Annotated in this window: 24 protein-coding genes; 16 read left to right on the top strand and 8 right to left on the bottom strand. The window is 47.9% G+C overall.

The window, feature by feature from the left end:
* Positions 1-34: 34 nt before the first annotated feature.
* Positions 35-418 (top strand): hypothetical protein, encoded by a 384-nt coding sequence (locus B2X65_RS14970; protein ID WP_290613940.1) that lies wholly within the window; start codon positions 35-37, stop codon positions 416-418.
* 15 nt (positions 419-433) lie between these two features.
* Here B2X65_RS14970 and bioA read toward each other — a convergent pair whose 3' ends face one another.
* Positions 434-1,711, bottom strand: coding sequence for an adenosylmethionine--8-amino-7-oxononanoate transaminase (gene bioA / locus B2X65_RS14965; RefSeq protein WP_290613938.1), 1,278 nt, complete (start codon positions 1,709-1,711; stop codon positions 434-436).
* A 128-nt stretch (positions 1,712-1,839) separates the two neighbouring features.
* Between bioA and bioB the strand changes: the two genes are divergently transcribed.
* The 4 genes from bioB to bioD are packed head-to-tail and all read left to right on the top strand — an operon-like array spanning position 1,840 to position 5,579.
* Positions 1,840-2,889 carry a biotin synthase BioB gene (gene bioB / locus B2X65_RS14960; RefSeq protein WP_290613936.1) on the top strand — a complete coding sequence of 350 codons (1,050 nt, stop codon included), beginning with the start codon at positions 1,840-1,842 and terminating at the stop codon, positions 2,887-2,889.
* Between the two features lie 35 nt (positions 2,890-2,924).
* Positions 2,925-4,079: an aminotransferase class I/II-fold pyridoxal phosphate-dependent enzyme gene (locus tag B2X65_RS14955; protein ID WP_290613934.1), complete on the top strand. Its 1,155-nt coding sequence runs from the start codon at positions 2,925-2,927 to the stop codon at positions 4,077-4,079.
* A complete protein-coding gene (bioC, locus tag B2X65_RS14950; RefSeq protein ID WP_290613932.1) occupies positions 4,076-4,897 on the top strand; it encodes a malonyl-ACP O-methyltransferase BioC in 822 nt (273 codons plus the stop codon). The genes B2X65_RS14955 and bioC overlap by 4 nt, the downstream gene beginning before the upstream one ends.
* Complete coding sequence (bioD, locus tag B2X65_RS14945) at positions 4,887-5,579, top strand: dethiobiotin synthase (RefSeq protein ID WP_290613931.1); 693 nt, start codon at positions 4,887-4,889, stop codon at positions 5,577-5,579. Before bioC ends, bioD begins: the two co-directional genes overlap by 11 nt.
* Before the next feature lie 113 nt (positions 5,580-5,692).
* Here the strand turns inward: bioD and pepE are convergent, their stop codons facing one another.
* A complete protein-coding gene (gene pepE / locus B2X65_RS14940; protein WP_290613929.1) occupies positions 5,693-6,394 on the bottom strand; it encodes a dipeptidase PepE in 702 nt (233 codons plus the stop codon).
* Between the two features lie 154 nt (positions 6,395-6,548).
* On the opposite strand from pepE, the gene htpX reads away from it, so the two are divergent.
* From htpX to B2X65_RS14925, 3 genes are all read left to right on the top strand, one after another.
* A complete protein-coding gene (gene htpX, locus B2X65_RS14935) occupies positions 6,549-7,409 on the top strand; it encodes a protease HtpX (protein ID WP_290613927.1) in 861 nt (286 codons plus the stop codon).
* 273 nt (positions 7,410-7,682) lie between these two features.
* Positions 7,683-8,765 carry a pyridoxal-phosphate-dependent aminotransferase family protein gene (locus tag B2X65_RS14930; RefSeq protein WP_290614004.1) on the top strand — a complete coding sequence of 361 codons (1,083 nt, stop codon included), beginning with the start codon at positions 7,683-7,685 and terminating at the stop codon, positions 8,763-8,765.
* 169 nt (positions 8,766-8,934) lie between these two features.
* Positions 8,935-9,171 carry a TIGR02647 family protein gene (locus B2X65_RS14925; protein ID WP_290613926.1) on the top strand — a complete coding sequence of 79 codons (237 nt, stop codon included), beginning with the start codon at positions 8,935-8,937 and terminating at the stop codon, positions 9,169-9,171.
* Positions 9,172-9,209: 38 nt separating this feature from the next.
* On the opposite strand, the gene B2X65_RS14920 is transcribed toward B2X65_RS14925, so the two are convergent.
* The 4 genes from B2X65_RS14920 to B2X65_RS14905 all read right to left on the bottom strand — a co-directional run bounded on the left by B2X65_RS14920 (position 9,210) and on the right by B2X65_RS14905 (position 15,602).
* Positions 9,210-11,147, bottom strand: coding sequence for a DUF3488 and transglutaminase-like domain-containing protein (locus tag B2X65_RS14920; RefSeq protein WP_290613924.1), 1,938 nt, complete (start codon positions 11,145-11,147; stop codon positions 9,210-9,212).
* Positions 11,141-12,085 (bottom strand): hypothetical protein, encoded by a 945-nt coding sequence (locus tag B2X65_RS14915; protein WP_290613922.1) that lies wholly within the window; start codon positions 12,083-12,085, stop codon positions 11,141-11,143. Before B2X65_RS14915 ends, B2X65_RS14920 begins: the two co-directional genes overlap by 7 nt.
* Positions 12,082-12,990 carry an AAA family ATPase gene (locus B2X65_RS14910; protein ID WP_290613920.1) on the bottom strand — a complete coding sequence of 303 codons (909 nt, stop codon included), beginning with the start codon at positions 12,988-12,990 and terminating at the stop codon, positions 12,082-12,084. Before B2X65_RS14910 ends, B2X65_RS14915 begins: the two co-directional genes overlap by 4 nt.
* Positions 12,991-13,100: 110 nt before the next feature.
* Positions 13,101-15,602, bottom strand: a complete 2,502-nt coding sequence (locus tag B2X65_RS14905; protein ID WP_290613918.1) for a S8 family serine peptidase — start codon at positions 15,600-15,602, stop codon at positions 13,101-13,103.
* Between the two features lie 287 nt (positions 15,603-15,889).
* On the opposite strand from B2X65_RS14905, the gene B2X65_RS14900 reads away from it, so the two are divergent.
* The 5 genes from B2X65_RS14900 to B2X65_RS14880 are packed head-to-tail and all read left to right on the top strand — an operon-like array spanning position 15,890 to position 19,394.
* Positions 15,890-16,294 carry a curlin subunit CsgB gene (locus B2X65_RS14900; protein WP_290613916.1) on the top strand — a complete coding sequence of 135 codons (405 nt, stop codon included), beginning with the start codon at positions 15,890-15,892 and terminating at the stop codon, positions 16,292-16,294.
* A gap of 22 nt (positions 16,295-16,316) precedes the next feature.
* Entirely contained in the window at positions 16,317-17,804 is a 1,488-nt protein-coding gene (locus B2X65_RS14895) for a hypothetical protein (RefSeq protein ID WP_290613914.1), read from the top strand.
* A gap of 32 nt (positions 17,805-17,836) precedes the next feature.
* Positions 17,837-18,214 (top strand): curli production assembly/transport protein CsgE, encoded by a 378-nt coding sequence (locus tag B2X65_RS14890; RefSeq protein WP_290613912.1) that lies wholly within the window; start codon positions 17,837-17,839, stop codon positions 18,212-18,214.
* An 11-nt stretch (positions 18,215-18,225) separates the two neighbouring features.
* A complete protein-coding gene (locus B2X65_RS14885; protein WP_290613910.1) occupies positions 18,226-18,612 on the top strand; it encodes a curli assembly protein CsgF in 387 nt (128 codons plus the stop codon).
* 2 nt (positions 18,613-18,614) lie between these two features.
* Positions 18,615-19,394, top strand: coding sequence for a CsgG/HfaB family protein (locus B2X65_RS14880; protein ID WP_290613908.1), 780 nt, complete (start codon positions 18,615-18,617; stop codon positions 19,392-19,394).
* Here B2X65_RS14880 and B2X65_RS14875 read toward each other — a convergent pair.
* Positions 19,367-20,044, bottom strand: coding sequence for a response regulator transcription factor (locus tag B2X65_RS14875; protein ID WP_290613906.1), 678 nt, complete (start codon positions 20,042-20,044; stop codon positions 19,367-19,369). The genes B2X65_RS14880 and B2X65_RS14875 overlap by 28 nt on opposite strands.
* 194 nt (positions 20,045-20,238) lie before the next feature.
* On the opposite strand from B2X65_RS14875, the gene B2X65_RS14870 reads away from it, so the two are divergent.
* Together B2X65_RS14870 and B2X65_RS14865 are read left to right on the top strand one after the other, a co-directional pair.
* Entirely contained in the window at positions 20,239-20,715 is a 477-nt protein-coding gene (locus B2X65_RS14870) for a low molecular weight protein-tyrosine-phosphatase (RefSeq protein ID WP_290613904.1), read from the top strand.
* 125 nt (positions 20,716-20,840) lie between these two features.
* Positions 20,841-22,193 (top strand): class II 3-deoxy-7-phosphoheptulonate synthase, encoded by a 1,353-nt coding sequence (locus B2X65_RS14865; protein WP_349678721.1) that lies wholly within the window; start codon positions 20,841-20,843, stop codon positions 22,191-22,193.
* 120 nt (positions 22,194-22,313) lie between these two features.
* On the opposite strand, the gene ppsR is transcribed toward B2X65_RS14865, so the two are convergent.
* Positions 22,314-23,123 carry a posphoenolpyruvate synthetase regulatory kinase/phosphorylase PpsR gene (ppsR, locus tag B2X65_RS14860; protein ID WP_290613900.1) on the bottom strand — a complete coding sequence of 270 codons (810 nt, stop codon included), beginning with the start codon at positions 23,121-23,123 and terminating at the stop codon, positions 22,314-22,316.
* A 137-nt stretch (positions 23,124-23,260) separates the two neighbouring features.
* On the opposite strand from ppsR, the gene ppsA reads away from it, so the two are divergent.
* A complete protein-coding gene (ppsA, locus tag B2X65_RS14855; protein WP_290613898.1) occupies positions 23,261-25,639 on the top strand; it encodes a phosphoenolpyruvate synthase in 2,379 nt (792 codons plus the stop codon).
* The last annotated feature ends 137 nt before the right edge of the window (positions 25,640-25,776 follow it).

Genomic DNA, 25,776 nt, shown 5'->3' with positions numbered 1-25,776 from the left:
CTGAAAACAAGTAAAAGTTGGAAGGAAGCCAAAAATGACAGCATATAATAAAGTGGGACCAGATAAGGGCGGGCCAGAGTTTGAGCGACGGGAAGGCCCTGACTTATTGTGCCGGGCATTTAAATATCTGGCGATTATTGCCTGGTTGTTATTTTTCTCTGCTCTTGTGGTCAGCCATTATGCCCGGCCGGAAATGGATACAGGCCTGGTACGCTATCTGGGGCTGGATATTCGTGACTACTGGCGCCCCCGCTTAACGTTTTGGTTAGTGTATTTGTTGTGGGGTAGTGTCCTGGTCAGTGTCGTTAGTATAGTGCTTAACCGCATGCGACTGAAACGGCGCAGCGATCATTTACATTTTAATATTATTCTTTTGTTACTAAGCTCCAGTGGCATGCTGTTCTATATCCTGCGCTGAGTCAGACAGAACATACTAGCTGCACGCTTTGGCTACAGTGACCATGGCGCAGGTCAATGTAGTTAACTGCGCTGGGTTGATGGTAAAAGGCGGCATAATATAAATAAGATTGTTAAACGGCCTGATCCATACTCCCAGCTCAACAAATTGCTGCTGTAACCTGGCAACATCAACTTTTTGCCGCATTTCCAATACACCAATGGCACCAAGTACCCGCACTTCTTGCACGGCTGGCAGGGCTTTGCAAGGGGCCAACTCGTGCTGCAACTGCTGCTCAATTGCGGCGACCTGCGCAGGCCATTTATGTGCGCGGATCAGACCGACACTGGCATTGGCCACTGCACAGGCTAACGGGTTTGCCATAAAAGTAGGGCCATGCATTAAACCGCCCGCGGCGCTTTGGCTTATGCCGCGTGCCACTTCATCAGTGCAAAGGGTAGCAGCCAGGGTGATATAGCCGCCACTTAAGGCTTTACCTAAACACATAATATCCGGAGTAATGCCGGCATGCTCGCAGGCAAACAATTTACCGGTGCGACCAAAGCCGGTGGCAATTTCATCAGCTATAAGCAACACCTTATAGTGATCACACAATACACGGGCCTGACGTAAATACTCAGGATGATAAAAACGCATGCCGCCGTAGCCCTGAACAATCGGCTCCAGAATTAGTGCCGCTATCTGCTGGTGCTCTTGTTCAAGCAATGTTGCAAGCGGCGCCATATCCGCCGGGTTAAATTCCCCCGCAAAAGCACTGGCCGGTGACGGTAGGAAAAAGTGCTTATTCAGCACGCCGCTAAACATATCGTGCATGCCATCTACCGGATCACAGACCGCCATCGCAGCAAAGGTATCACCGTGATACCCCTTACGCAGACTGATCAGTTTCGTTTTTTCTGGTGTGTCACTTGCCAGCCAATACTGTAGCGCCATTTTGATGGCGACTTCGACTGCGACCGAACCGCTATCGGCTAAAAATACTTTGGTGAGCGCCGCCGGGGTTATTTCCACCAGCTGCTGACACAAGCTGACAGCCGGCTGATGCGTAATACCGCCAAACATCACATGGGCCATCTTTTGTAATTGTTCAGTGACCGCCGCATTTAAAACCGGGTGGTTGTAACCGTGCGCAGCGGCCCACCAGGAAGAGGTACCGTCAATTAAACGCTGGCCATTTTCCAGAATAAGTTCACAACCCTCGGCCCGGCTTACCGGATACACCGGCAAAGGATTGAGCATTGATGTGTAAGGATGCCAGATATGTTCGCGATCAAATGCTAAGTTAACTTTCATAACAAATGCTCATAAATTAATGCTCATAAATTAACCAGTAGTAAAGTTTTTGCGGTGGTCAGCGTTGACAAGCTGCAGCCGGCGGTTAGACTAGCCGAAAAACCGCATAACAACAATGGATACGCCCTATGCAAGCTGCCACCGCTCAGGTTCGACACAACTGGACTCTCGCTGAAGTAAATGCACTTTATGCCTTACCGTTTAATGACTTATTATTTCAGGCGCAAACGGTGCATCGCCAGCATTTTACCCCGAATGAAGTGCAAATCAGCACCTTACTGTCGATTAAAACCGGGGCGTGTGCCGAAGATTGTAAATATTGCCCGCAAAGCGGCCATTACAATACCGGGTTAGAGCGTGAGCGTTTAATTGAAGTGGAAAAGGTGCTGACGCAAGCTGCTGCAGCGAAATCGCAGGGTGCCAGCCGTTTTTGTATGGGCGCGGCCTGGAGTAACCCGAAGCAGCGCGATATGCCGTATATTATTGAAATGGTGCAGGGCGTGAAAGCCATGGGCCTGGAAACCTGCATGACGTTAGGCATGCTCGACAACAGCCAGGCCCAGACCCTGGCACAGGCCGGCCTGGATTACTACAACCATAACCTGGATACCTCCCCGGAGTTTTATGGTGAAATTATCACCACCCGCACCTATCAGGATCGTCTCGACACCCTAAGCCATGTGCGCGATGCCGGCATGAAGGTGTGCTGTGGCGGTATTGTTGGTTTAGGTGAAAGTGCCAATGATCGTTCTGCGTTACTGATGCAACTGGCCAACCTGCCGGAGCATCCGCAAAGTGTACCCATTAATATGCTGGTTAAAGTAAAAGGTACTCCGCTGGAAAATGTGGAAGATTTAGACGGCTTTGAGTTTATCCGCACCATTGCCGTCGCACGTATTATGTTGCCAGAAAGTCACGTTCGGCTGTCGGCAGGTCGCTCCCGCATGAACGAGCAGATGCAGGCATTGTGCTTTTTTGCCGGCGCTAACTCTATTTTTTACGGCGATAAACTGCTGACGACCGATAACCCGGAAGCTAATGCTGATATGCAGCTATTTGCCAAATTGGGCATTAAACCAGAGCAGCGTGCTGATGTCTCAGACGAAGCGCACGAGCTGGCAATGGCCGATGCGTTAAACGAGCAGGCTAACCCGCCGCTGTACCGTGCTGCACTGTAATAATGGCAGCGCAGTAGAAAAGCGGCTAAGTAACGATGCTGCAGAATAAACTGGCGCAGTTGCAACAGGCTGTTACTGATCGCGAGGGCCGGCAGCTGATGCGCCAGCCTGTTACGGTTGAACATTACAATGGTCGGCTTATTACTATTAACGGTCAGCCATACCTTAATTTCTCCGGTAACGACTATCTGGGACTGGCTACCGCACCTGAGGTATTGCAGGCTTATGCTGACGGCGCCCTGAAATTCGGTGCTGGTAGCAGTGGCTCACCGTTGGTCACCGGCCAGCATGCTATTCACCGCCAGTTAACAGAGACCCTCAGTGACTGGCTTGGCGTGGAGCGTGTACTGTTATTTTCCTCTGGTTTTGCCGCTAACCAGGCCATGTTGCACACGTTGGCGGCAAAAGACGATACCTTATTGCTGGATAAACTCAGCCACGCCTCGCTGATAGACGGTGCCTTACATAGTGCTTCGAACATGAAACGCTTCGCCCACAATGACATGAGCGCGTTGGCGCGTTTATTACAACAACAGCCACAATCGATGGTGGTAACTGAAGGCGTCTTCAGCATGGACGGCGACAGCCCCGATCTGGCAGCGTTGCACAGATTGTGTCAGCAGCACAGGGTACCACTGCTGCTGGACGATGCGCATGGTTTGGGCGTTAAAGGCACGGAAGGTCAGGGCAGCGGGCCGGCGCAAGGTGTAGCAAACAACGAGCTGTTCTGCCTGATGGCCAATTTTGGCAAAGCATTGGGGGTGGCCGGGGCGTTTCTCGGCGCTAGCAAAACAGTTATCGATTATATTGAACAATTTGGCCGGCACTATATTTACAGTACGGCGTTATCGCCGGCAACCTGTGCTGCGGTTGTAAAAAGTATCGCACTGTGCCGCAAGCAAAACTGGCGGCGCGATAAGCTTCACAGCAACATTCAGAAATTCCGAAAGCTGGCCGCAGATTTGCCCATTATGGTTTCCGATACCGCCATTCAGGGAGTGGTGCTCGGTAGCAGCGAGCAGGCAGCTAAGGCCAGCGAGCAGTTAAAAGGAGTCGGCATCTGGCTAACCGCCATCCGGCCACCGACGGTACCCGTTGGTAGCGCCCGCTTAAGAATTACCCTGAGCAGCCAGCACAGTGATGAGGATATTGCGCTGCTGGTGCAGCAATTGAGGCGTTTGTTGTCATGATCTCCCGTTTAACACCCCGCCTATGTGAGCCTGCAGCTCAAAGCGAAAGTATTTTTTTAAAACAGGTGGCTGACAGCTTTGGTAAGGCATGCGAGAGCTACGCTGATGCTGCGCGTTTACAGCAGCAGGTGGCATTAACCGCACTTGCGATGTTATCCGCCAACCATAGCGGTAAATTGCTCGATTTAGGCTGCGGTCCGGGCTGGATCCACCCTGAGTTAAAAAACTATTGTGATGAATTTAGCGCCGTCGATTTAAGTGCTGGCATGTTAAGCAAGGCCCGGAGTTTACACTTAGCCACGGCTTATATTCAGGCCGACGCCGCAGCTTTGCCGCTGGCCACAGCACAGTTTGATAAGTTGTTTTCCAGTTTAATGCTGCAGTGGTGCCAAAGGCCTGAAGCCGTTTTGGCCGAGGCCGCCAGAGTGCTGGCCCCGGGCGGCCAGTTGGTTATCACCACTTTGGTGCAGGGCACGTTGCAGGAGCTACAGGCGGCTTTTGCGACGTTGGATAGCAGGGCGCATACTCAGCTATTTTTACCCGAAGCTGAACTGATTAAGGCAGCTGGCACCGTGTCACAGGTTAACTGGCACTTTGAGCAGCGAAACTACCCATTGTATTACCCTGACGTAAAAAGCCTGGCACGCGAGTTAAAAGCTTTAGGCGCTAATCAGGTTGCCGGGCGAAGTGCAACCGGTTTAACCGGCAAAGGTTACTGGCAAAAGCTTGCTGCGGCCTATGAAAAGCATCGGACGGCCCAGGGTTTACCGGCCAGTTATCAGGTGTTATTTATTACGGGGACTAAGAATGCCAGCTAATTGTTACTTTGTTACCGGTACCGACACGGATGCTGGCAAGAGTTATGTCTGCAGTATACTATTGCAAGGTTTCAAAGCTCTCGATATCACTGCTGCGGGGGTAAAGCCAATAGCCGCGGGAGCCGACGCGCAGGGCTGCAATAGTGACGCGTTACTGCTACGGCGTCAATCTGGTATCGCGTTACCCTATGATGTGGTGAATCCGATATGCTATCAGGCGCCGGTCGCACCGCATCTGGCGGCGATTAACGAACAGCAGCCAATTAACGAAGCAACACTTAGTCAGACGCTGGCCAGCTGGCAACAGTTACCTATACAACAGTTATTAGTTGAAGGTGCAGGTGGTTGGCTATTGCCTATTAGTAACGAGCGTTACTTAGCTGACTGGGTGGCCGAGCACCAACTGCCGGTAGTATTGGTGGTGGGAATGAAACTAGGCTGCCTGAACCATGCCATGCTAACGGTGCGGGAAATTGCCCGCAGCGGCTGCACTCTGGTGGGTTGGGTTGCCAACTGTATCGATCCGGATATGGCGCTTTTACCGCAAAATATTGCTGATTTACAGCAGCGAATTAGCACGCCGTGTTTAGGTGTGGTGCCGTATGACCCAGAAGATCAAACGCAGTTGGGTGTGAATTTAGCCAGAAATTTGCTTAAAACTTCAGGTCGCAATATAAGCTAAGCTCTACAACAGTATTTATGCAAGCTGCGTTACCACTACCAGAACGTAGCCTATATTGTAACCGACCATCTGCGCCGATTTGCTTTCGTTCCCGCTTTTTTACGTCGTTTTTTCTAATTTAATAAATAAGATAGATCGCTGTTTTCCGCTATTACTGTTTTCTCGCCGCCTTTAAATAAATAACCGCCGCCACTACCCAGCAGGGTTAAGCTATCGCCATTACGTTGTAATGCAGTACCTTCCGGTAAGGCGATAGTCGGTGTAGACGGGTTTAACACCATAAACTCTGCCAGGCGCATATCGCGGGTTTCGCCGTGAAACCCCTCAGGCTTATAGTCGCTGTAATGCGGATTTAACTGCAGCGGTAATAGCTGTAATGCGTTAAATGATGCCGGTTCAACAATCGGCATATCATTGGTGGTGCGAATGCTCAGACCCGAAATGTTAGAACCGGCGCTCCAGCCAATATACGGCACCCCACAGGTTACGCGTTGCCTTATAAGCTTAACGATATCTTGTTGATATAACTTATTAAGTAGCTGAAAAGTATTGCCGCCACCCACGGCAATCGCTTGTGCTTTGCTAATTGCTTCTTTGGGCTGTGAATGCTGGTGCAAACTAGTGACTTTTATGTTTAATGGCGCTAAGGCGCTGGCAACTTGCTTAAGATAAGCATCGCCGTTAATAGTAACGCCGGCATAAGGTATAAAAAGCAGTTCGTCTATGCCTTTTAGCTGCGATTTAAGCCAAGGCATATAAGGCGCCAGATACTCGCTGTTGTGGGCACGCGAGCTGCTTAATAGTAATAATTGCATGACGTTCTCCGATTGAATTGGCAGTTTCGGCCGTTATTGTAGCGAAATGCGTGCAGGCAAACATGTTTTCTTACAAATTTTCGGCACGGCTTAATTTGAAATTCAGTTAGCAGCCCATATATTGATAGCAGTTAAGTCACTGAGGTAGGGTTATATGAAAAGAGTTTTGCTGTTTCTGGCAACGAACCTGGCGGTTATTGTAGTACTGAGTATTGTACTGAATATCGTTTTCAGCTTTTTAGGAATAGATCACAGCAGTATCAGCGGGTTGTTGGTTTTTGCAGCCATATTTGGTTTTGGCGGCTCTTTTATATCGCTTGCGTTGTCAAAATGGATGGCTAAGCGTTCTACCGGCGCGGTGGTTATTACCCAGCCTCGTAATGCTACCGAACAATGGCTGATGCGTACTGTCGAGCGTCAGGCCCAGAAAGCGGGTATCGGTATGCCGGAGGTAGCGGTATATGATTCGCCAGAGATGAATGCGTTTGCTACCGGGATGAACCGCAATGCGGCGCTAGTGGCGGTAAGTACCGGCTTGCTGCGCAATATGAAACAAGATGAAGTGGAAGCCGTACTGGCCCATGAAGTGTCGCACATTGCTAACGGCGATATGGTCACCCTGACCCTGATCCAGGGCGTGGTAAATACCTTTGTTATTTTCTTTGCCCGTTTAATTGCCGGTGCCATCCGCAATAACAATCAGCAGCTGGGTACTTTTGCTTATTTTGGTATTGTTATCGTGCTGGAAATTGTATTTGGTTTTCTGGCTAGCATTATTGTCATGTGGTTTTCACGCCAGCGTGAATACCGTGCCGATGCCGGTGCGGCGCGCTTAGAAGGGCCAGATAAAATGGTCGCGGCACTGGAACGACTTAAAAATAACCATGAAAGCCGGCTGGAAGGCAGTTTAATGGCTTTTGGTATTGCCGGTAAAAAACCAAAGTCTGAGTTGCTGCTGACCCATCCACCTTTGGAAAAACGGATTGAAGCGCTGCGAAACCGCCGCGAGTTCTAATTATTATCATCGCTACACGGTAACAGAAGGTCCCGCAGCAGGGGCCTTTTTCTTTTGCAGTTAAATACGCCAGGCAAAAGTAGCAATCGGTTACTATTAATCCTTTGAATAGCGGCAATAGCCGAACAGTAGTGGCATGAACCGCTGGTTTTGCTATGGTAAGCAAAATCATTAGCCGGAGTTTTTATGCAACAGGCAAAGCAACAGACAACACCGCAGGCACTGTTACCAGCCCCTGCCATTGCCACATTCAATCCGCCACGCCGTATTTTAATGGGCCCGGGGCCCTCCGATGTCTATCCGCAGGTACTGGCTGCGCAAGCCAGGCCGACAGTAGGCCATTTAGACCCGCTGTTTATTGGCATGATGGATGAGCTGAAGCAACTATTGCAATACGCCTTTCAAACGCAAAACCCAATGACCATCGCGGTGTCTGCGCCCGGCAGTGCCGGCATGGAAACCTGCTTTGTAAATCTGGTAGAACCCGGTGAAAAGGTTATTGTCTGTCGTAACGGCGTATTTGGTGAGCGGATGCGCCAGAATGTCGAGCGCTGTGGCGGTGTTGCGGTGTGTGTGGACAACGCCTGGGGTGAGCCGGTCAACCCGCAACATGTTGAGGATGCACTAAAACAACATCCTGATGCGCGATTCGTTGCTTTTGTACATGCTGAAACGTCTACCGGTGCATTGAGTGACGCTAAAACCCTGTGTGTCTTAGCCCGGCAATATGATTGTCTATCTATTGTTGATGCCGTTACCTCGCTAGGGGGCGTTGAGCTCAGAGTGGACGAGTGGGGCATTGATGCCATTTACTCAGGTAGTCAGAAATGTTTATCCTGTGTACCGGGCTTGTCGCCGGTGTCGTTTTCGCCACGTGCTGTTGCTAAAATTCAGCAGCGTAAAACCCCGGTACAAAGCTGGTTTTTAGATCAAAGTCTGGTGATGGCCTACTGGAGCGGCCAGGGCAAACGCAGTTATCATCATACCGCGCCAGTTAACAGCTTGTATGCACTGCATGAAGCGCTGCGCATACTGGCAAGTGAAGGGCTGGAGCAAGCATGGCAGCGCCATCAGACCATGCATAAGTTGCTGGCTGAAGGCTTAACGAAGCTGGGTCTGCAGTTTGTGGTAGCAGAGCCATACCGCTTGCCTCAATTAAACCAAGTGTATATACCGCAAGGTGTGGACGATGCTCCGCTGCGAACTGCGCTGCTTGAGCACTATAATCTGGAGCTTGGCGCCGGCCTTGGCGAGATGGCCGGAAAAACCTGGCGTATTGGGTTAATGGGCTATGGTGCACGGCATGAAAACATTGCACTTTGTCTGCAAGCGCTGACTGAGCAACTTAAGGGATAAACTTATTGGAAAAAAACATATTTTGAGCGACGCTGGCTGACAGAGTCTTCGGGAATGGCAATGTCCCCTGCGCAGAACGCCGGTAAATCGATAAAATTGTGCAGAAAAGGCTGCCAATATTTGTCGATAACGGCTATCTTGAATCTGCTAACAACAGAGGATGTACGCTATGCCAGTAACACCTGAGCTGAATGCTGAGATAAAAATTCTGAATTTATATAACCTTGACTCACAAATGGAAGGGTTGAAAGTTCATAAGGATGCAGATAATGAAACCCGGGATGCCATTGCCCGCTTACATGCTAAAGGGTTACTCACCCAGACTGATGGTGGTTATTTAACCGACTTGGGCGTGCACTGCGCAGAGCATATCCAGACGGCCCTGCGTATTCTGGCTACCCGCTAATCTCACTCGGTAATCACCCGTCAACGTTAACTGGCCTGCTATTGCGGCCAGTTTAACCGGTTAAGTTTTTTTGTATTAGCTTTTAAGTGCTTTCTTAACTGCAGTAGTGCGGCGGGATCATTGGCAAATAATGCCCGCTGATACAACGAGTCTATCTTATCAAGTAAGGGGGCGTGGTACGGGTTGTGGATTTTCAGCTGATTAATAAACTGGCTGAAATGCTGACCTGCTGGTTTATGCTGGATCAGCTTGCCCAAATAGCGCCTGACTAAACGAACCGGCGCGGGAAACTTTTCCGGTTGCCGCTGATATTTCAGATACCACCATATTCCTATCATTAATACGACAATCCCACTCAGTATTGCCAACAGCTTGCTAATCGCTTTTAGTTGTTGCCACAGGTTGTATTGCTGGCTGTCGTCAAATCCTAATACCCAAACTGACCAGTAATAGTCCAGATGTAACAGTTGCTGATTGATGTAATTAACTGCAGAAAAACGCCGCCAGTTGGCCTGTAACTGGTCCTGTTCCTCTGCTGATAACACGGCATCCAGTCCTGCGAGCACGCGCTCGGGTGCAATAACGGCGGTGGGATCAAATCGTTGCCAGGCACCGCTATCGAAATATTCGACCCAGGCATGAGCTTCTCGTTGCCTTACTTCCAGATATTGCTGTTCGTCATGCCAGACACCACCCTGATAACCGCCGACCACTCTGGCCGGAACACCAGCTTCTCGTAATAGTACTGCCGTTGCCGAGGCGTAGTGACTGCAAAATCCGCTGCGGGTATTAAACAAAAAGGCATCAATACTGTTTTCACCCAGGCGAGGTGGGTTTAAACTATAAAAATAAGGTTGCTGGCGAAATAGCTCACCTATTTGCCCGATTAATTCGGCAGTTGACTGCGTTTTATTTGCCAACTCGATAGCGAGCGCCCGGGTTTTTGGGTTGGCATTGGTGGTACGGGTATTCAGTTGCGGCTCTGTCGCATGATCTTCAGGTATCGCTGACAGGTCACTGCTAACCTGATAGCTCAGGCGCTGGCTTACGGGACGGCGGGCTTCAGCAAGATAAGCAGCAACAGGACGTACAGTATTGGTTAGTTGCAGCGGTACGCCCAGTGCAAACACACTTCGCTGGTTACTGACTTCAGTAATAATCTGATAATCAACCCGTTGAACGAGGCTATTCTCATTAATTGGTGGGGTGACTGTTTGACGAGTTTCAAACCGCTTGTTCACGGTCCAGCTACGACCATCAAAATTTTCGTATACTTTCGCGCGCCAATATAACTGCTGTCTTGCCGGCAGTGGCCCACTGAAAATTGCCCGGAACGCCAGTGTGTCGCTTTGGACCAGATTCTCAATGCTTCCAGGATCCAGACTATCTGCCAGGCCGGTTATTGCTGAGTCTGCCGTTGGGATCCGCCACAAGGGTTGTAAGCGCGGGAACAATAGAAATAATGAGATCCATATTGGAAACGTAAGCAATAACGCTTTTCCCAGCTGTAACCACTGCAGTCGAAGTTGTTTGCTGGCGTAAAGTTGATAGTGCTGATGAAGAGTGAAAAGCAACAATGCAAGAATGAGCAAGCTTAACAATATACTCTGATAAAAAATAAAACAGCAGGCCAACAGGAAATACAGTACCCAGAGCAACTGATGACTATCATGACGCTGACGGATCAACACCATGCGACTTACCGCAGACAGCAGCAATATTTGTAACATAAAGTGAAAAACACCGCTTTGTTTCAGGCTGATAAGCAATAACAGCAGGATGAGCGCCGCAATTATATTGACGCGTTTCAGCTTATTAACCTTGCTCCCGCTTCGCTGCAACGGCCAGCGGTACCCCAGCAGCAGCACTAAAATAGCGCTGTACCATAGCGGTAACGCCTGATGAAGTAATACAATGATGGCCAGTAAAATAATACTAAAAGAGACTATCGCCTGGCGGTTTAATAGCACTAGCATAACGCTAACTCCCGCAGACAGCGTTGTAAATGCTGCTGGCCACAGGACGGACTGATACTTTTGCTTCGTATCCGCAGACCATAGGGTTTACTGCGTTGTTCCAGTTGCAACATCGTATAACAGGCCTTTGACAGCGCTAACTCAAGGGCTGCCCCGGTAACCGCTGGAATGGTTATCCAGTCAGGTTCTGGTAAAGGTACGCTGGGAGCATGTTTGACAACCGGGTTGGCTGGATCACGGGCCAGCCGCTTCCACAGCATTAGTTTTAAGCTATCTCCAGCCTGGTAGCTACGGATCGTGTCGTAATCCTCTGCAACCTGGTTTTTATTACCGCTATTTTCAGCCAAGGCATCCGCCGACTCTGATGGTAGCGGTGTTGGAAATACCCAGAAATGATAATCAAGCATTAGCATGCTTTTGCAATTAAATAAACCAAATGGATAATAACTATGAATGGTAAGCCGTGGTAATGGAAAATAACCTCGTTTTTCTACCACCAGCGGCACCATTGCCCGCATATTGACATCGGCAAGCACCGACGGCTGCTGCTTAGAAGTAAAATAACATTGTATTTGCTGTTTTGGATCCGGTGTTTGTAATGATACCGGCACCATCAGCGTTTCTGTTGCATAAGCCGTTAACACCGGCGCACAGCTCACTGTAATGTGGTGTAAGTTACGCCAGGCTAACGTCAGTGCTAAAAGCAACACCGATACCAACATATAACTCATTAATAAAATTAAATTATTTTGATAGTTAGTTCCTAGTAAATACAGCAGGATAAGCAGCAAAATATACCAGAGCCCGAAGCGGCTGGGCAGAATATAAATGATCTTCTGGCTTAGGGTGACTTCTCTGGCTGGTGGTTGTCGCTTATTCAGCCAATTATTAAACTGCTTACGAAACCACTGCTGTAACCCTCGTTTCAGGTGGTTCATAACGGGCAAACAGTTTGCTCAAGTAATAGTTCGCTATGCGAATGACTTGCCGCACTGGAACGTGGATCCAGCCGGTGTTCTGCCACCGATGGGAATACCTGCTGCACGTCATCGGCGGTGACAAAATCACGGCCAGTGATTAAAGCATGAGCTTTGCTTGCTCTTAACAGGGCTTTGGAGGCGCGCGGCGATAGCGGCAACATATCATTGCGAGTGCGACTGGCATCTACCAAGCTGAGTAAGTAATCAATAACGGCATCACTGACATTAACCGAACTAAGTTGTTGCTGCAGGCTTTGCAGCGTATTGCTGTCCAGTTGTTGTGTTAAAAATTGCAGACGCGAGCCCTTGCTATCATCGACAAGCAACTGATGTTCAGCGGCCCGCTCCGGAAAACCTAACGACAAACGCATTAAAAAACGGTCTAGCTGCGATTCAGGTAATGCAGAGGTTCCGGCATGAAATAACGGGTTCTGGGTGGCAATAACAAAGAAAGGACTGGGTAATGGCCGGGTTTGACCATCCGTACTAACCTGGCGCTCTTCCATCGCCTCTAGCAAGGCACTTTGGGTTTTCGGGCTGGCGCGATTAATTTCATCTGCCAGTAACACCTGAGAGAATACCGGACCCGGCTGAAAGTGAAATTGTTGTGACCGGGTATCATATATGCTAATACCGGTTAAATCTGCGGGCAGTAAATCACTGGTAAATTGCACCCGCCGGTAACTCAGACCCAGGCTGTTAGCGAGCGCATGAGCCAGGGTGGTTTTGCCAAGGCCGGGAAGGTCTTCGAGCAGTAAATGTCCTTCAGCGAGTAAACAACATAACGCCAGGCGAATTTGCTGTTGTTTACCAAGAATAACCTGATTAAGACTGTGTTCAACCTGATGTAATTGCGCTAGCACGCTGATTCCTTACTGCTGAATTATATCCTCTATACTAGCCGCTCTACGGTAAGGATCAACTAAAGAATAAGGCAGCCGAAGCTGCCTTAAGAGTCAGAAGAAATGGAATTTCAGAAATCTACGGTTAAATCAGCTGAGCATACCATCGTGCCTTCCAGGCACAGGGTATAGGTTGCTGAAGCCGCCATCGAATTAAACCGGTCACGATGTCTGCCATCGTTTTCGATTGTTTCGATATAATCACCATCGCGATACAGATCCAGGTTTCCTGTGGCACCCGTCCAGCGTAAGTCAACGATGGTAGAGCCGGTACGAGCTCTGATTGCCCGATGCAATGTCAGACTAATATCACTCTCAACCAGGGTAACCATCTGGCTTGTCATGTCAGTTAAGCCGGTACTGTCTGTAACCATCAGCGTAACTTCATAACTACCTCCTGCCGCGTACGTGTGGCTTGGGTTTTGTACATCAGATACCGCACCATCACCGAAATCCCAGCTCCAGCTGCTAATATCATCATTAGCATCAGTAGAACTATCACTGAAATCGACATTCAGTCCGGATGCAACAAAGCTAAAGTCTGCGGCGGGTGCCACCGGATCAGGATCGACCACGTCACCGCCAAGTGCAGTAATCGTCAAGTTCCAGCTGTTTAACGTGCCTAAGTCGGCACCGGCATTATCAGATACATTTAAGGTCCAGTCACCCTGCATCGGCTCACCATTAAAGGTGTCGACGGTCCAGCTTTCAACTAAGTCGTCTGCACTGCCGCCACTACGGTTATGAAGGGTGATTTCTGTGCCTTGCGGAGATGTCAGGCTAACAACCAGGTCGCCACGCCAGGTATGGGTGATATTAACGCCAGCTTCAACGTTAAATACGGTTCCTTCATTTGGTACGTTGATAACACTTTCAATACCAGTGGCGTTGTTATCAGGGATAGCAACAGGATTCGTGTTCTCAAAACTGAAATCAGCCAGACCTTGCGGCAATACGACCAGTGTTGCAGACACGCTTTTAACTACTGCAGGGTCTGCTGCATCAATACCCGTTACAGTAACCAGATAATCGCCCCATGGCGTTTCAGCCATGGTCGGTACCAAGACAGTAACCGTATCACCCGGTTGTGCGGTTTCAGCTGATAAGCTGACGCCTTCAATACTTGGGTCGACACTGACGCTCAGCTCTACATCGCCCATCCAGTCGGCCAGATTACCAACGTCAAGAGTAAACTCAGCAGTATCACCTGCGGTTATCTGCTGGCTGCGGGGAGATAATGCTAAGCGGAAACTCGGGGTCGGGTCCGCATCTGCCAGCGCGTTTACCAGATTTAAACGCTTGCCAGAAACCGTTTTACCATCAAGAGAAGCAAGTTCATCACCACTGTCCATCAGAATCGCTTTCATCTCAAGTGGCGTGATGTCAGGATTTATAGACCATAACATTGCTGCGGCGCCGGCTACATGAGGCGAGGCCATTGATGTACCAGAGAACACCGCATAATTGTTGCCCGGAACAGTTGATAAAATATCTGAACCTGGTGCCCCCAGATCCACTGACGTTGCGCCGTAATTAGACGCACCGACTGCAAATACTGATAAATTATCCAGCCGGTCGGTAGAGGCTACTGAGACAATAACATCAAGATCGTATCCTGCCGGATACATGGGGCTGACATCAGCATCAGCGCCATCATTGCCCGACGCCGCAATAAATAAAATACCGGCATCGCCACCTGATTGAATGGCGGCGCGCAATGTTTCAGAGAAACCACCACCACCCCAGGAGTTATTCGTCGCTTTAACGTTTACACCGTAATTTGTTTTTAAGTCGGTATAGTAATCAATACATTCGATAGCACCTGCTGTACTACCACCCGTGGGACCAAGAAACTGACAAGGCAGTAACGTTACGTTCCAGTTGACACCGGTTATACCAATACCATTGTCTCCACCAGCACCGATAGTGCCGGCAACATGTGTGCCATGGCTATCGCTGTCCATTGGATCGTTATTTTCGTTTAACGTTGAATAACCATATGGGTGTCCAGGATAGCTGCCGTCATTTTCCCAGCGGTTTGGAATTAAATCGGGATGATTGTAATCCATCCCTGAATCGATTACGCCTATAACCACGTCACGACTACCGGTGGTGATATCCCAGGCTGCAACAGCACCGATATCGGCACCTGCCGTACCGCCATTCTGGCCGGTATTGTTTAACGACCACATTTCACCAAATCGGGGATCATTAGGAACCGCAAGAGGGGCTGCTAATGCTTTTACCAGATAATTCGGTTCAGCTACTTCAATCGCCGGGTTGGAGGCAAGTTGTTTAATTAAGAAATCACGATTAATGCCTTTAGGAACCTTGATTTTGGCAATGCGCCCATCCGCAATATGCCGCATTTTAATGTCACGTCCCTGAGTATCGAGCTGCCGCAGACTGGCACCGCTGCGTTTTACAATAGAAACACGTTCTTGTTTGGATACGCCAGGTTTGAACATGATGAGAATAGAATCATCGGCCTGTGCAGCGTTATTCGCCGCGAATGCTGAACCGGAACACAGCGCTGCGGTAACCGCTAACGCCAGAATTTTTTGCTTGGACATAGTAGTTCCTATTTTAATTATTTGTAAAAAATATGCTTACTTACTGCACTAATAAGCATTAGCATGAATATTAACAATTTGCTCATATATGAATAAAAATAGTACTAATGGATTAGTAGCTAAGGGCGGTCACATGTTAACCAGGCGATCGTAAGATGCTGTATTTAATATAATATAAATTATTTTTGCGATTGATGAATTGTAATAAAAAATAAAACATTTGTCCTATTGTGGCTTTTAAATATCTCTTTAGTCTGGAAGTTGTAATAATGAATGAAGGAATATTTGTGCTAAATGTAAATGTTAAGGTGTTAATTCTGATGGTTGGAGTCGCAACCAGCGGGTGGGCGTTTGCAGATGTTTCAGTACAGTTAACTTCACTAATTGAGCGTCATGCGTTAGCTAATGGAGTTGATATTACTCAGCTGGGCGATTTGAATGTTGCTGATGTAACGCAAGGTGGCGATGCTAATTATGCTGTTTTATTACAACAAGGTGTGCTTAACCAGATTTTTCTGCAGCAGTATGGCAGCGGTAATCAGGCACAGATCCGGCAGTTTGGTAACAACAACAGTGCTGATATTTTACAGCAGGGAGAGAGCAACCTGATCCAGTTAGAGCAATGGGGAAACCGCAGTTTTTCGATTGAACAGATTGGCAACGGAGCTGAAATCTCAATAATTCAATACTAATAAGAGACTCAGGGAGAATCACATGAACCTTATTAAACCGCGTAAACATCTATTAGGTATGGCAATTGCTTTGTGTTTTGCAGGAAATGTCATGGCAGAGAACGAAGCTATTATTCTGCAAAGCTCAGCAGCCGGTTCTGGAGAAGGTAATACTGCTGAAATAACTCAAACCAATACGGGTGGCAACGCCAATCTCGCCATTATTGAGCAAGTTGGTGAATTAAACTATGGCAGTGTTTTGCAGAATGGTCTGTGGTTGGAAGCCTACAGTTTTAATACTGGCAACGATAACTCGGTGCGGATGGAACAATTCGCCGATTGGCACATCGCTTCCAGCGATATTATTGGTAATGATAACATCGTTACGGTTACCCAGGACGGATTTTACAATCAGGCGGCAATTATTATAGAAGGTAATGTTAATGATGCCGTTGTTTTTCAGGCGGGTGATTTAAACGAAGCCTTCGCTACTTTAGTCGGCGACATGAATGTTGCCGAAATTGAGCAAAGCGGTAACAGCAACTGGTCGAATGCCGACTTTACCGGCAATGACAACATGTTTTACAGCTATCAGGAAGGAGATAGTAACGAAGCAGCTATGCTCGGCGCAGCAGGTAATGCCAATGAATTTGAAGCGGAGCAGTTTGGAGACCAGAACGTCGGTGGTGTAATTGGTTTAACTGGTGATGACAACGCCATTTATGTGCAGCAGGAAGGCATGCTAAATGCCTTTATCGCAACCAATGTTACTGGCAACGACAACCTGATTGATGTTAAACAGGATGGAACCGATAACGTTTTTCTGGTGGAACCTGTAACCGGCGACACCAACTGGATCCTGATTGATCAAACTGGTGTCAGCAATCTGGTGGAAGCGCCACTGGGTCTGGTTGGCAATAATAACCTGATTGATGTTCGCCAAGATGGCACTGAGAACTATGCGGTAGTAGCGACAGACGGTGACAATCACGATTTAACGATTTATCAGGATGGTGACATGAACACCGCTGAAATGGTGCTGGGTATGGATGGCAACAGTGCAGATATATACAGTCGCGGTAACAACAATATTGCCGGTGTAGCCTTGTTTGGTTTTGATAATAACACTGACATCATGCAGCGGGGCGATGATAACTTTGCTGTAGTTGATGTGGTTGGTATTGATAACGATATCAGTGTTGATCAAATGGGTAATATGAACGAAGTATTTATTACCAGTGAGGTTGTGGTTGTAGAAAACAGTATTGCTATTGCACAGGATGGGGATCTCAACCTGGTAGATATGCTGGTTGAGGGTAGCGGTAACTTTGCTGACATTTTACAAGAGGGCAATGGTAACTGGGTAGCCGGCAATGATGGATACTTTGCACTTTCCGGAGAGAATGGTACTGTAGCAATAAGTCAGCTTGGTAACGACAACCTGGTGTTAGGTGAGCAGTATGGCAATGGTAATATCATGAGTATTACTCAGCAGGGTGACTTTAATACCGCGATCGTTACTCAAAACTAAACGAAAGGGCGGCCACTGGCCGCCATAGGCATATGAAAGTAATTTTTCTGCTGTTATGTTTGCTGCTGCCGCTTAAAGTAGCAGCGAATGATATCGAATTAAGCGGCTTAGTGATTGACCGCACCATCTCGCGTTTTGGCAAAGACTTTATGTTCTATTATTCTGGTTACTGGCGTGATATGCCGGCAACTGAAGGCGTGTCGGTGGTTATTTATGAACAAGTCTATCCGCAGGCAGGTACATTTCTGTGGGTGGAAATGAACCAGCAACGCGTTTATCAAACCTATTTTGGCCGGCGCTATAACAATGTAAAAGAGATGGCCGAACAAGCTATTTTGCGCAGTATTAATGAATTGGCGAATATTCAGGCCAGCATGCTACTGGGTGATCAGGAACAAGAAATATACTAAAGGGAATAATAATGAAAAAAACTGCAGTACTGCTATTCCTGCTGGCATCTGCCTGCGCAAGTGCAACTGAATTAGTCTATACCCCCATTAATCCCAGCTTTGGTGGCAATCCGCTAAATGGAAACTTTTTGCTGCAAAAAGCCCAAAGCCAGAACAGTTTTAGTGAAGAGAGGCCAACATTATCTTTTGTAGACAAGTTCCAGGAAGCATTGGAGCGAAACATTATAAACTCGTTGACCAGGCGAATAGCGGATGGTGACCTGGTTGATGGCATTTACAACACGGGTGAGTTTCTTGTTGAGATCACGACCGGCACCGATGGCAGTGTTATTGTCAATATTACTAACCTGGATACCGGTGAAGTTACGATCATTACTATTCCTGTGATTGGGGGTTAGTAATGAAAGCAGTAATTATTTTACTCATGATATCTGCTATTGCAGGATGTTCTCTGGTACCAAAACCGGAGCTCAGTATTACGCCAGCCAGTGTCGATTCGATTAGCAGTACAATGCAGTCGTTGCAACAGCAAGCAAAGCCGCGGCAACAAATTCCGGTTTCTGTCTATGCTTTTCGGGATCAAACCGGTCAGTACAAACCTCAGGGCAATGTATCAAGTTTCTCTACCGCAGTAACTCAGGGCGCAACCTCAATGCTAACCCAGATCCTGCTTGACAGTGGTTGGTTTGCACCGCTGGAGCGGGAGGGGCTACAGAACTTGCTTACTGAGCGGAAAATACATGGCTCGAATAAAAAATTAACGGAATTACCACCATTGAAAGAGGCACGTTTAGTTTTCGAGGGCGGCATCATTGGTTATGAGACGAACTTAACGACAGGTGGAATTGGCGCTGAGTATTTTGGTCTGGGCTTGTCAGAACTTTATCGCGAAGACCAGGTTACGGTTTATTTACGAGCAATTGATGTCTACACCGGCCAGGTATTGCTTTCTGTCTCTACAACTAAAAAAGTCTTTTCTCAAGAGTTGCGTGCTGGTTTGTTCCGATATGTCTCGCTGAACAGACTGGTTGAAATGGAAGGCGGCTATTCAACTAATGAACCGGTACAGTATTGCGTAAAGCAGGCAATGGAAAGTGCCGTGGTTGAATTAATCAGTATAGGTTTGGAACGTGGTTTCTGGCGAACTGATGATCAGGCCAATCTTGCAAGCTCTGGCTGACTTTCTAATATCAGATTGGATTGCTGCAACCAACGCAGCAATTCAACCCGGTTTCGGGCCTGTGTTTTTCTAAAAATGGCTGACAAATGCGCTTTGACAGTATGGGCGCTGATATTTAGTACTTCTGCAATTTCTTTATTGCGGGCGCCTTGTGCAACCAATCCTATTATCCGTTTCTCTTGTCGGGTTAGTTGAGCGTTAGCGCTGGCTGTGACTTCGGTGATCATTTTTTTAGGTTTATTAATCAGCAGATCGACCACGTCCGACATCACCGTCCGAGAGTAATATAACTGACCAGACATCAGGGTTTTCAATGCGGTTAATACCCGGTCTAACTGTTCATCACGGTAGATCAAGCCTCTGATCCCACTGTGAACTGCAAATGCCGGGTCAATTAGCGCTCGCTCAGCCTGAAAAATAAAAACCGGACAACGCTGCATTAGGGTCGATAATTCGTTCGACAGACCTTTTTTGGTAAGATCATGGCTGGTAAATTGGCAACCTACCAATACACCTGATTTAACCGGTTGCTGAATAAAGTCGGTGCGACTGCACTGCTGTACTTTTATCCCAACCGACTGGGCGAGCATCGCGGTATTATGCAATTGCTGGCGCTCTGAGAGTATTATCAGTCTGGAAAACCGTTCCATTGTTTTCACCTCCAAACGACTTTAGTCTTCACCATTGACTAAAACGACTCTAATATACTGTACCGCGTGGCTGTCAATTGCAACTGTTGTCGCCCGCTAAAGTTAAAATAAAGCAGCAAGAAAACCGCTTTTTTAACTATTGCACCGGGTGTAATTTTTCAGTTTAATTGCAACATCTACGTTAAGGAGCAACCATGCGCAGCCAAAAAGTTCTGCTTGTGTGTTTAGGAAACATTTGTCGATCGCCAACTGCTCATGCGGTATTAAAGCAAAAAGCCTTGCAGCAACAACTTAATATTGAGATTGATTCTGCCGGCACCAGTGCTTCTCACCGGGGCGATCGGCCTGATAGCCGCAGCATTGAGGCCGGTATTGCCAGAGGATACAACTTTAGCGGTCTTTATTCGCGTCCGGTATTTGAGCAGGATTTCGCTGACTTTGATCTTATTTTGGCAATGGATAATGAGAATATAGCGGAATTAAAGCGGCGCTGTCCGCCGGATCATCAGCATAAAATTAAATTATTTCTCTCTTTTCATCCGGAATATCCGTCGGTAGCTGAAGTTCCGGATCCCTATTACAGCGGTAGTAAAGGTTTCGAATTGGTACTGGATTTAATCGAACAATCTTGCGACAAGTTAATAATGGCGCCTGAGGTGCAGCCTAAATAATGGTTTAGCCCGGCTTATTCCGATTACGCGGGTATTAGAGCGAAAAACTCTGAATTCAGGATTGAATTTACGTCCGGAAGTCTATAACTTGGCACCGTGTAATTACTTCAACGTATAGGAAACGCATCGTGACCACCTGGACGCCAGATAGCTGGCGAGCTCTGCCGATACAACAACAACCGTCTTATCAGGATCCGCATTTACTGGCGCAAATTGAAAAACAGTTGCACCGTTATCCACCGCTGGTGTTTGCGCAGGAAACCAGAGATTTACATACGCAGTTAGGACAAGTGGCTAATGGCAAAGGGTTTTTGCTGCAGGGTGGGGATTGCGCTGAGAGCTTTAATGACTTTAATGCGCCGAAAATCCGTGACACCTTTAAAGTGCTGTTACAAATGGCGGTGGTATTAACTTATGCCGGTGGTTTGCCCGTGGTTAAAGTTGCCCGTATGGCAGGGCAGTACGCTAAACCTCGTTCCAGTGATCTCGAAACCATAAATGACATCACCTTACCGAGTTACCGGGGCGATATTGTTAATAGTTTTGAATTTACGGAGGCTGCCCGCCAACCAGATCCGAACCGACTGGTGACGGCTTACCATCATTCTGCTGCTACCCTTAATTTGCTCAGGGCCTTTGCTCAGGGGGGGTTAGCCGATTTACATCAGGTCAGCAAATGGAATATGGGATTCGTTGAATCTAATCCGTTAAAAGATCGCTATCATAACGTGGCGCAGCGTATCCAGGAAGCCTTGCGCTTTATGGAGATTTGCGGCATTACCGCCCAAAACTCGCCCTCGATTCGTGAGACCCAGCTGTATACCTCACACGAAGCCTTGTTGCTTAATTACGAGGAAGCGCTGACCCGTCGCGACTCCCTTACTGGTGACTGGTATGACTGTTCTGCGCATATGGTCTGGATTGGTGAGCGTACCCGTCAGTTAGATCATGCCCACCTGGAATTTTTTCGGGGTATTCATAATCCGGTAGGGGTTAAAATTGGGCCAGGTATGCAACCTGATGAGTTAATCAGATTAATTGATGCGCTAAACCCAAACAACACGCCTGGCAGATTAACCCTGATCACCCGAATGGGTGCAGACAAGCTTGCCGATAAACTGCCTGCGCTGGTTCGTAAAGTGAAGCAAGAAGGGCGCACCGTGGTCTGGAGTTCTGATCCGATGCACGGTAATACGGTCAAGGCCAGCAACGACTTTAAAACCCGTGATTTTGAAGCTATTTTACGGGAAATCCGGAATTTCTTTGCAGTTCATAAAGCGGAGGGAACCCATGCCGGCGGTATTCATCTTGAGATGACCGGTGAGCATGTGACGGAATGTACCGGTGGCGCTTACGGCTTAAGTGAACATGACTTAAGCAAACGTTATTTTACGCAGTGCGATCCGCGGTTAAATGCAGATCAGGTACTGGAATTAGCCTTTTTAATTGCCGACACGCTTAGCGCCAGTCGCAAGTAGCTATTGCAAGTAGCTACTGCAAATAGCTATCTCAAGTCGCGTCGGCAACCGAACGGCTTCTGTACAGGCTTATTTTAACCAGCCCGGTAGCACATAAAACAGGCCCACAGCGGGCCTGTTTTAATATTTGTGACGTTTTAATCCGGTTTTGGCAATAATTTTCGCTGATATCTCTTCGATGGACAAATGCGTTGAATTAAGAAAAGGTATCTGCTCCTGGCGGTATAATGCCTCCACTTCATTTAATTCTGCAGCGCATTGCCTGATTGACGCATACCTGCTGTCAGGACGGCGTTGTTGCCGGATCTGACTCAGTCGTTCAGCGGTAATACTTAACCCAAACAACTTATCTTTATTTCGCATCAGCTCTGGTGGCAGGCGCAGCGCTTGCATGTCTTCTTCCACAAACGGATAGTTGGCGGCCTTTATGCCATATTGTAAAGCCAGGTATAGACTGGTAGGGGTTTTACCTGAGCGGCTTACGCCAACCAATATAATGTCTGCCTGGTCAAAATTCTTCATATTGGCACCATCATCATTGGCCAACGAAAAATTGACGGCGTCAATGCGGAAATCGTAGGTTTTCTCATGCATGCTGTGCGTGCGATGTGTTTTCGGTACGGGCGCAACGCCTAACTCGCGCTGAATAGGTTCAACGAAGGTGTTCAAAAAGTCATAACAAATACCGTCACTGCTGTTAATAATATGCCGTAAATTATCATCTACAAACGTCTGGAAAATAAGCGGTTTTACTCCCGTTGTTTTATACCGATCATTAATTCTCTGTTTGACCTGCAATGCCATATCAGCTGATTCGACGAATGGTATCGTAATATGCTCGAATTGTGCTGGAAAAAGAGTAAGTAAGGCATGGCCAAATACCTCTGCAGTAATGGCGGTTCCATCAGATATGTAGAAAGCTGTCCGCAAGGTAATCTCCAATTTGTTGTTATAAAATTACATGTAAATTAGGGTTTTAATTAATCTCAGCCAGAGTGTAAAATCACTTTGCTTTGTAATGCTGCTGGTAAGCTTACACGCCCTTCAACAAAAAATGGAGACGAACTGTGCAAGAATTTGTGATTTGGTATGAAAAGCTGGGTATGCATGATGTGGATCGGGTAGGGGGTAAAAATGCTTCCCTCGGTGAAATGATCAGTAACCTGGCTAATGCCGGGGTGCAGGTGCCGGGCGGATTTGCCACTACCGCGGATGCCTTTAATCAGTTCCTTGAACAAAGCGGCGTAAACGAGCGCATATATCAAGTGCTCGATGGCCTGGATGTCGATGATGTTACTGCGCTGAGTAAAGCCGGTGCCCAAATTCGGCAGTGGGTAATCGATACCCCATTTCAACCAGAGTTAGAGCAGGCGATTCGCGACGCTTATCAGCAATTACATGCCGACCCGACACACGATGTGTCTTTTGCCGTTCGCTCCTCTGCTACAGCGGAAGATATGCCTGATGCCTCTTTTGCGGGGCAGCAGGAAACGTTTTTAAATGTTCGTGGTTATGATGCGGTTATTACCGCCATAAAGCATGTGTTTGCTTCGTTGTTTAATGACCGGGCCATTTCATACCGGGTGCACCAGGGATACGATCACCGTGGGGTTGCTTTATCGGCTGGCGTACAGAAAATGGTGCGCTCTGACATTGCCTCATCCGGTGTTATGTTTAGTATCGATACTGAGTCCGGCTTTGAAGATGTAGTCTTTATTACCTCTTCTTATGGTCTTGGCGAAATGGTGGTACAGGGTGCGGTAAATCCTGATGAGTTTTATGTGCATAAGCCGACGCTGGCGGCCGGTCGGCCAGCGGTAGTGAAACGGAATTTGGGCAGTAAAAAAGTTGAAATGGTCTATTCAGCAGAAGAGGACCACGGCAAACAGGTGAAAATTGTTGATATTGCTACTGAGCGCAGTCAGCAGTTTTCTTTGACGGATGCTGAAGTGACAGAGCTGGCAAAGCAAGCAGTGATTATTGCAGAACACTATGGCCGGGCCATGGATATTGAATGGGCGAAAGACGGTAATGACGGCAAGTTATATATTGTGCAAGCCAGGCCGGAAACAGTCAAAAGCCGCGAAGACAGCAACAGTATGGAACGGTTTCAGTTGCAAGGCACGGCGCCGGTATTGGTAGAAGGCCGGGCAATTGGCCAGCGGATTGGCGCTGGCACGGCTAAAGTGCTTAAAGGCATTGAACAGATGGATCAAATTCAGCCTGGTGACGTGCTGGTAACAGACATGACGGACCCGGATTGGGAGCCCATTATGAAGCGCGCATCGGCAATCGTGACCAACCGCGGCGGGCGTACCTGTCATGCCGCAATTATTGCCAGAGAGTTAGGAATACCAGCGGTTGTAGGCTGTGGTGATGCTACCAGTAAACTAAAAACAGGCCAGCAGGTTACGGTATCTTGCGCCGAAGGCGATACCGGATTCATTTATGACGGCAAACTTGAATATAAAGTGGTTAGTAGCCGGGTAGATCAGATGCCGGCACTGGATTTAAAAATTATGATGAATGTGGGCAACCCGGAACGGGCGTTCTCATTTGCGAAATTGCCGCACGCCGGTATTGGTCTGGCCCGGTTGGAGTTTATTATCAACCGGATGATCGGCGTACATCCTAAAGCGCTGTTAAATTTCGATGTCCAGACCCCTGAGCTTAAAGCGACCATTAGTCAGATGATTGCAGGCTATAGCGATCCGGTTGAGTTTTATATTGCTAAGCTGACAGAGGGGATCGCAACGTTGGCGTGTGCCTTTGCACCGCAAAAAGTCATTGTGCGGATGTCTGATTTTAAATCTAACGAATATGCCAATCTGGTCGGCGGACGACAGTACGAGCCGCATGAAGAAAACCCGATGATTGGTTTTCGCGGTGCCTCACGCTATATCTCTAAAGACTTCCGCGATTGTTTTGCGTTAGAAGTTGAAGCGTTAAAGCGGGTGCGCAATATTATGGGCTTTACTAACGTTGAGGTGATGATCCCATTCGTTCGCACATTGGAAGAGGCTGCAGCGGTAATTGAATTACTGGCAGAGCATGGCCTGAAGCGGGGTGAAAATGGGCTGCGGGTTATCATGATGTGTGAACTGCCATCTAATGCATTGTTGGCGGAAGAGTTCCTTGAGTACTTTGATGGTTTCTCAATTGGTTCAAACGATTTAACTCAGTTAACTCTGGGGCTTGACCGTGACAGCGGCTTAATTGCTCACTTGTTTGATGAACGTAACCCGGCCATATATAAGTTGCTGGAAATGGCCATTAAAACCTGCAAAGCCAAAGGCAAGTACATTGGTATCTGCGGTCAGGGCCCGTCAGATCATGAAGATTTCGCTGGTTGGTTAATGCAGCAAGGTATTGATAGCGTATCGTTAAACCCAGATACCGTATTAGAAACCTGGCTGTACCTGGCAGAAAAGTTTGCTAAACACTAACCGTACTTACTCGGTGTAACGCTTAAATAAGCCCTGCCACGCGGGGCTTTTTATTGGCTGATATAAGGAAAGGCTTTACATCAGTGAAAATTGGTTAAAAAACCGCTATTCGTGCCGCGCTGGTGCTGCCAAACATA

Origin of the sequence: Arsukibacterium sp. UBA3155, assembly GCA_002364615.1 — a bacterium.
Classification (GTDB): Bacteria; Pseudomonadota; Gammaproteobacteria; order Enterobacterales; family Alteromonadaceae; genus Alishewanella.
The sequence above is the reverse complement of the archived record's forward strand: the minus strand, read 5'-3'. Positions and strand labels throughout refer to the sequence as shown.